The 592-nt window shown below is 43.6% G+C and carries 1 protein-coding gene; it reads left to right on the top strand.

Features of this window, described 5'->3' with window-relative positions; genetic code table 11:
- Positions 1-49: 49 nt before the first annotated feature.
- Positions 50-592 (top strand): transposase (locus NXH67_RS00075; protein WP_272795917.1); only part of this gene is annotated, 543 nt, incomplete at its 3' end.

Genomic DNA, 592 nt, shown 5'->3' with positions numbered 1-592 from the left:
GGGCAAGACTGCAATCCTTACCAACCAGATTTGTAGAATAAAGGATGATTTGTATCTCAGATTTCCGGGAACTAAGGAAATGCTCAGGCTTTCTTATATGCCTTTTTCCGGAACACTTAAGGAAGTGTGCATCAAACCATGTGGCAGGGATTTTGTGATTGATGTGGTAATGGATATGGGAATGAAGGGCATTGCACCAAGGGATGATTCTGTAATCCTGAAGGAACTTGCAGGAATGACAGATATTTCGGGAAAAAGAGTCATGGCAATTGATCCCGGAACGGACAACATCGCTGCGGTTGTTAATAACTTCAGCGCAAAGCCTTTTGTAATAAAAGGCGGTGTCATCAAGTCCATCAATCAGTACTACAACAAAGAGATGGCAAGGCTGTCTGCCTGCGCAATGGCCTGCAACAAGAGATATCGTACCAGAAGGATGAGTACACTCACTGAGAAGAGAAACAGGAGGATAAAGGATCAGTTACACAAGATAAGCAGACATATAGCCGACTATGCAAGGGATAACCACGTAGATGTAGTGGTTATGGGCCACAATGTATTCCAGAAACAGGAAGCAGATATGGGACATATG

It is taken from the genome of Butyrivibrio sp. DSM 10294 (genome assembly GCF_028539135.1).
In the GTDB taxonomy this organism is placed as follows: domain Bacteria; phylum Bacillota; class Clostridia; order Lachnospirales; family Lachnospiraceae; genus Butyrivibrio.
This window is presented reverse-complemented; position numbering and strand designations above follow the sequence as displayed.